General features: G+C 75.7%; 4 protein-coding genes and 1 pseudogene. 1 reads left to right on the top strand and 4 read right to left on the bottom strand.

Translation table 11 applies throughout. The features are described from left to right. The 4 genes and pseudogenes from ACSNOC_RS16580 to ACSNOC_RS16565 form a co-directional block, all read right to left on the bottom strand. Positions 1 to 388: hypothetical protein (locus ACSNOC_RS16580; RefSeq protein WP_436748221.1), on the bottom strand; the 388-nt coding region annotated here is incomplete at its 3' end. A 49-nt stretch (positions 389 to 437) separates the two neighbouring features. Next, complete coding sequence (locus ACSNOC_RS16575) at positions 438 to 2,168, bottom strand: AAA family ATPase (protein WP_436748220.1); 1,731 nt, start codon at positions 2,166 to 2,168, stop codon at positions 438 to 440. 410 nt (positions 2,169 to 2,578) lie between these two features. Beyond that, positions 2,579 to 2,815, bottom strand: a pseudogene (locus ACSNOC_RS16570) (cholesterol oxidase); the annotation flags it as partial. Positions 2,816 to 2,829: 14 nt separating this feature from the next. Then, on the bottom strand, positions 2,830 to 4,512 hold the full coding sequence (locus tag ACSNOC_RS16565) for an aldehyde dehydrogenase family protein (protein WP_436748219.1): 1,683 nt from the start codon (positions 4,510 to 4,512) through the stop codon (positions 2,830 to 2,832). 129 nt (positions 4,513 to 4,641) lie between these two features. On the opposite strand from ACSNOC_RS16565, the gene ACSNOC_RS16560 reads away from it, so the two are divergent. Beyond that, a complete protein-coding gene (locus ACSNOC_RS16560) occupies positions 4,642 to 5,907 on the top strand; it encodes a PucR family transcriptional regulator (RefSeq protein ID WP_436748218.1) in 1,266 nt (421 codons plus the stop codon). Positions 5,908 to 6,016: the final 109 nt, after the last annotated feature.

The following is a 6,016-nucleotide window of genomic DNA, read 5'->3' as shown; positions in this document are numbered from 1 at the left end:
GGGCGGGGGCGGCGGTGGCGTGGGTGCGGGCGTCGGCGGCGCAGGGGTCGCACAGGGCCGTGATCCAGGTGCCGTGCTGGCCGCCGCGGAAGCGGGGGCGGCCCGGGGCGCCGCATATCTCGCAGGTCTCGCCGGAGGCTGTCTCCGCCGCGTCGGTGAGCTGGGTGGCGGCGTCCGCCCAGTGTCCGTCGAAATACCCGTGCTCGTCGAAACGGTCCGCGACGCAGATCCGCAGCCGGCCGAGATTCCGCTCGCAGGACTCGATCCGGTAGTCCGGGGCGAGGGCGAGAAGCCGCTGGTGGAGCCGGTCCAGCAGGGTGGCCCAGCCGGGGCCCACGGTGTGGGTCCAGGCGGGAAGCTGCCGATCGTCCGGGGGCGTGCCAGTCATGGTCACATCTTCCCCGGAGGGTCTGACAGTCCCGCCGCCCGGTGGGCTTTCACTCGGTGGCGATGCCGAGTTCGGCCGCGGCCTCCGCGATGTCGGCGAACCGGACCGTGGTGAGGTCCTCGGCGTCGATCGCCGCGTCGTCCGCCGTCTCGGTGACCCGCAGGTCGCGCAGGGCGCGGGCCCGTTCGCAGAGGTTGCGGGCGAGCCGCCCGTTGCCCAGCTCGTCCACCCGGCCCCCGTCGTGAACGGTGGCGAACACCGTGGTGAGCAGGTCCTCGGCGGCCGGGTCCAGGCTGTCCCCGCCGGCGGCGAGCAACCGGCGGGCGATCGAGGTCAGTTCGGGCGGGCTGTAGGAGGGGAAGTCGATCCGCACGGTGAAACGGGACTTCAGCCCGGGGTTGACCGACAGCACGCGTGTCATCTCGTCCGGGTACCCGGCCAGCACGACCACCAGGCGGTCCCGGTCGTCCTCCGCCCGCTTCAGCAGGGTCTGGAGCGCCTCGCTGCCGAAGGCGTCTCCCCCGCTGTAGCCGTCGTTGTGCAGCGCGTACGCCTCGTCGATGAACAGGACGCCGTCCAGCGCCTCGTCCACCTTCCGGTTGGTCTTGATCGCGGTCTCGCCGAGGTGCTGCCCCACCAGATCGACGCGCTGGGCCTCGACGAGGTGGCCCTTGGCGAGCAGCCCGAGCCCGGCGTAGATCTGGCTGATGATGCGGGCGACAGTCGTCTTGCCGGTGCCCGGGGGGCCGGTGAAGACGCAGTGCTGGAGGCTCGGCGCCGACTGCAGGCCGTGCCGGCGGCGCAGCGCCGCGGCCTTGAGCTGGGCGGTGAGCAGCCGGACCTGCCGCTTGACGGGCTCCAGGCCGATCATGCCGTCGAGTTCGGCCAGGGCCCGCTCCAGCAGCTCGGCCCGGCCCGCCTCGTCCGCCGCTCCGGGGGCGGCCGGTGGCGTGGCCGCGGTCCGCGGCGCGGACGGGGACGGGGACGACGGTGCGGCGGGCTGAGGCACGGTCTGGGCCGGGCGGGCCTGGGCCCGCTGGGCGACGTCCAGCAGTCCGGGCCACAGCCGGAACGCGAACTGGTACTCCCGCAGGGCCGCTTCGGGCTGCCCCAGCTCCTCCCGGGCCCGGCCCCGCCAGTACGCCGCCTCGGCGGCGAACTCGCTCTCGGGCGCGAACTCCCGGGGCACCGCGCTGAGGATCTGCACCGCCTCGTGGTGGACCTCCTGCCGGAACAGGGCCACCGCCACGTACAGATCGGCCTCGTCCCGCAGGAACATCTCGTGCTGGATGCCGCGGGCGACCGTGGCCACCGTCGCCCAGTCCTGCCGCATGTAGGCGCAGCGGACGGCCAGGAACCGGGTCTCGTCGCAGTCGAGCCTCGCCGTGGCGAGATGCGTCCACGCGCCCTCGGTGTCCCCGCCGACGAGCTGGGCCGCGACCTGGGCGAGCCACAGGTCGCGCCGCGTCTCCAGCCGGAAGTCGGCGAAGTGCCCGATGGAGAAACGGGATTGCAGCCGCACACCGGTGCTGCCGCGCAGGTGCCCGAAGCTCTCCGCGTAACGGCCCATGGCGGCCAGGGCCTCGGCCCGCCGCTGCCCGCAGGCGTGCAGCCCGAGCCAGGCGTCGGCCGCCGCCGGATCGTGCCGCAACGCCTCCTCGAACAACGGCGCGGCCTGTGCCGCACCGGCCCGGTTGAGCTGCGTCACGCCCTCCAGCCAGGCCCGTTCGGCACGCCTGGCCGCTCCCGGAAAATGCGAACCAGTGGTGATCTTCCCCACCCCAGATGTGTGAACGCGAAAGCCGCTGCCACGTAGCCTAGGCCGAACCCCGAACGCTCCGCCAGATTCCCCTGTGCCTCCCTTCGCGTCCGGGGCACCGGGAGGTCACTCCCCGGAGCTGACGCGTTGTTCGTGACGGTGATTGGCCTGTCACCGTGCGGATTGCCGGCCTGCCCGGGGCGCAGCGGCGAACGGGCGGGCCACGGCATGACGGGCAGCGCGGATCTTTCCCTCGGCTCCGGGGAGTTGGGGCCGGTACAGGACGCGGCCCGGCGCCTGTACGAGGATCTGCCGGGCAAGGGCCTGGCGGCGAAGCCCGAGGGGCGCGGCGGCGCGCACCGTGCCGGAGGCGGTGGCCACGAGGGGAGTCGTCGTCATGAGGGACCTGGTGCCGTTTGCCCCGGCCGCGCTCACGGGGTGGGGACGGGCGGGACGGGCAGCAGCGGCAGGCGCAGCGCGCCGAAGGCGGTGGGGGGAACGGCGGGGTGCGCGGGGGCGACGGCCGCGATCCGGCGGTACGGCTCGTGCTGGGCCGGACGCGGGTCGGGCTCGCCCTTGTTGGGCCACATCGGCAGGGCGCGTTCGGCCTGGGCGGTGATGGTGAGGGAGGGGTTGACGCCGAGGTTGGCGGAGACGGCGGCGCCGTCCGCGCGGTCCATGGTCAGCCCCGCAGCGAGGAGACGAGGGCGGCCATGCCGTGCGGCAGGGCCCTGGGCAGGGACGGTTCGGCGGCGAAGCGGGTGATGCGGGCGCCGGTGATGTGGGCGGTGCGGTTGGCCACCGACCAGGCGGGCGCGGGCAGCGGGTGGAACGGGCCGCGCACGACGGTGCGTTCGACGTGGTCCGGGTCCAGCAGCAGCGCGTTGTGGACGATCCCGATGCCGCTGCCGACGTCGTGGATGTCGTGTCCGGGATAGGCGCCCCAGGTGGCGCGGGGCAGGGCGTAGCCGACGCCGACCCAGCAGTTGACGGCGACCGTGCCGTAACGGAGGCGCGCGACGGCGGCGTCCAGGCCGCTGCCCAGCGAGCGGAGGGTGGCGGGGTCGGCGATGAGGCCGGCGCCCAGGGTGCCGTAGAGCCGGTCGTTGCAGAAGTCGACGGCGCGGTCGAGGAATTCGCCGGCGGTCGCGCCGGGCAGCCGGGTGACGCCGAGGACGGGTCCGAAGTATTCGGTGGTGAAGGCGGGTTCGTCGGGGTCGGCCGGGTCGAGACCGGTCAGCAGGGTCCGCCGCACGGCCGGGTCGCCGCCGAACAGCTCGGCGCCCGGGTGGGTTTCGACGGCGGCGCGCTGCCGGTCGGCGGCGCCGGGGTAGTAACCGGGCCGGGCGGGGGCCTCGCGCAGCGCGTGGCGCAGGTGGTCCAGGAACCGGTCGGCCTGCGGCCACTGTGCGGGCAGGACCACGATCTGGGAGGCGACGCAGTTGAAGCCGGAGTTGTGCAGCCGCTGCGTCGCCACGTGCCACGCCTGCCGCCGCAGGGTGGCCTCGCTCCACCGGCCGGGCAGCACGACGACCGGGCCGACGCCGCCCAGCTCGCTGGTGATCGGCTTGCGGATCAGCGGGGTGCGCGGTGCGCCGGGGTCGGTGCCGGGCCCGAAGACGATCGCGTCGTGCGTCTGGCGGCTGCCGGTGATGTGGATGGTGTCGACGTCCGGGTGGCCGACCAGGCGGGCGCCGGTCTCGGCGCCGCCGGTGGTGATCCGGACGAACCCGCGCTCGGCGAAGGCCGCGAAGACGCGGGCGAGGATCGGCGCGAGGTAGTCGTTGACCGGGTTGAGCTTGATCATCACGACCGCGCCGTCCTGGTACAGCTTGGCCAGCGCGTCCAGCGGCGGGATGGAGTTGACGTTGCCCGCGCCCAGCACGAGGCCGACCTCGCCGGGCCGGCCCCCGTCCCGCAGCGCGCCGCCCGCCGCCGCCCGGGCCCGCTCCTCGGTGACGCCGGGCCGCAGCCACACCTCGCCGCTGTAGCCGAGCAGCGTCATGTCCCGCGCGGTGAACGGGAGGACGCGGACCGCGACCCGCCCGTCGGGCAGCCGCCGGGTCCTCGCGTCGTCCAGCGGGCTGCCGCCGCGTTCCAGCCGCGACAGCGTCCGGTCGAGCGCGTCGACGGCGGTGAGCAGGGCGTAGGGCCCGCTCATCCACTCCTCCCCCGCCGCCGGGGAGTCCGGGTCGATGCCCTTGCCCCGGCAGGAGGCCGCCACCCACTCCCCGGCCACCTCGGCGGTGGCCTCGCGGACCGTGTGCAGCAGGCGGCGCTTGTCGGCCGGCGGCGTGGCGACCCAGTCGCGGGCGTGAGCACGCAGCACGGTCAGGTCCAGGTCGAGCACGTCCAGATCGGTCACGGCACACTCCCTTGTCCGCCGGAATGCCGCAACGGTACGGCGTGGCGCGCCCGGCGGGCGATGGGCGAGCGCCCAGGAAGCGGGGTGCGCGTTGTGCGGGCGTGACAGGCGGCCGTACCGTGTCCTGCCATGGAGCCGACGGGCCCGGCGACGGCCGTTCTCATCGAGCGGGTCGCCGGTCAGATCCTCGATGACGTGGACGGGCTGCTCACCGGGATCGACCGGGCGATCTTCCGGGTGGCGCCGGTGCTGGCCGACGACCCGACGCTGGCGGCCGAGAGCCGGGCCAGCAGCCGGGCCAACGTGCTGCGCTGGCTGACGGCCATGGTGCGCCACCCGGGCGAGCCGCTGTCGGACGACGCCCTGCCCGAGACACTGGACCTGGCCCGCACGCTGATCCGGCGCGGGGTGGACCTGCAGGCCCTGGTCCAGTCGTACCGCGCCGGGGTGCATGTGGCCTGGCGGCAGTGGATGGACGTCGCCGCGGCCACGGTGGAGGACCGGGGCGCGCTGGTGGAGCTGCTCCAGGCGTCGTCGGCACTGATGTTCGGCTATGCGGACGACATGCTGGGGGCGGTGCTCGCCCGGATGGAGGAGGAGCGGGCGGGCCTGCTGTCGGGCGCGCCGGCGCGGCGCGCCGAGACCGTCCGGCTGCTCCTGGACGGCGCCCCGATCAGCGAGGAACGGGCCCGGCGGCGGCTCGACCACGACCTCGCGGCCCACCACCTCGCGGCGGTGCTGTGGACCGAGCCGCCGGGCGACGCGCACGGCGTGCTCGAACAGGCGGCGACCGTGCTGGCCGTCGCCGCGCACGCCCGCCGCCCGCTGACGCTGCCCGCCGGGGCGTCGGCGCTGTGGGCGTGGATCGCGGTCCACGAGGAGCCGGACTGGGCCGCCCTGCGGGCCGCGCTGGAGCGGGAGGCGGCGCCCGGGGTCCGCGTCGTGCTCGGGCCGCCCCGCGCCGGGATCGCGGGGTTCCGCCGCAGCCACGCCGCCGCGGTGGCCGCGCAGCGCCTGCTGGCGGGCGTGCCGGGCGGCGAGCGGCTCACGGCGTACCACGAGATCGAGGTGGCCGCCCTGGTCAGCCGCGACGAGGAGCAGATGCGGGAGTTCGTCGCCTCGGCCCTCGGCGCGCTCGGCGGCCCCGACCCGGCGCTGGAGCCGCTGCGCGCCACGGTCCGGGTGTATCTGGACGAGGGCGGCAACGCGCCGCGGGCGGCGCGGCGGCTGTCCACCCACCGGAACACCGTGCTGCACCGCGTGGCGCGCGCCGAGGCGCTGCTCGGCCACCCGGTCAGCGAGCGCCGGCTGGCGCTGTCCCTGGCCCTGGAGCTGGTCCACCGGCTCGGCGACCGCGCCCTGCCGCCGCCGGGCCCGGGCGCGCCCCGGCGCTGACGGCGGGGGGCGCGCGCCCGGCCCGCTCCGGGGTGCCGTTCGTCCCGGTTCCGCCCAGGATGGGACGGGAGGCCGTGGCCTTCAGGCGGCCGGGGACCGGACGAGGAGC

This window comes from Streptomyces sp. URMC 129, from assembly GCF_051386415.1.
Classification (GTDB): domain Bacteria; phylum Actinomycetota; class Actinomycetes; order Streptomycetales; family Streptomycetaceae; genus Streptomyces.
This window is presented reverse-complemented; position numbering and strand designations above follow the sequence as displayed.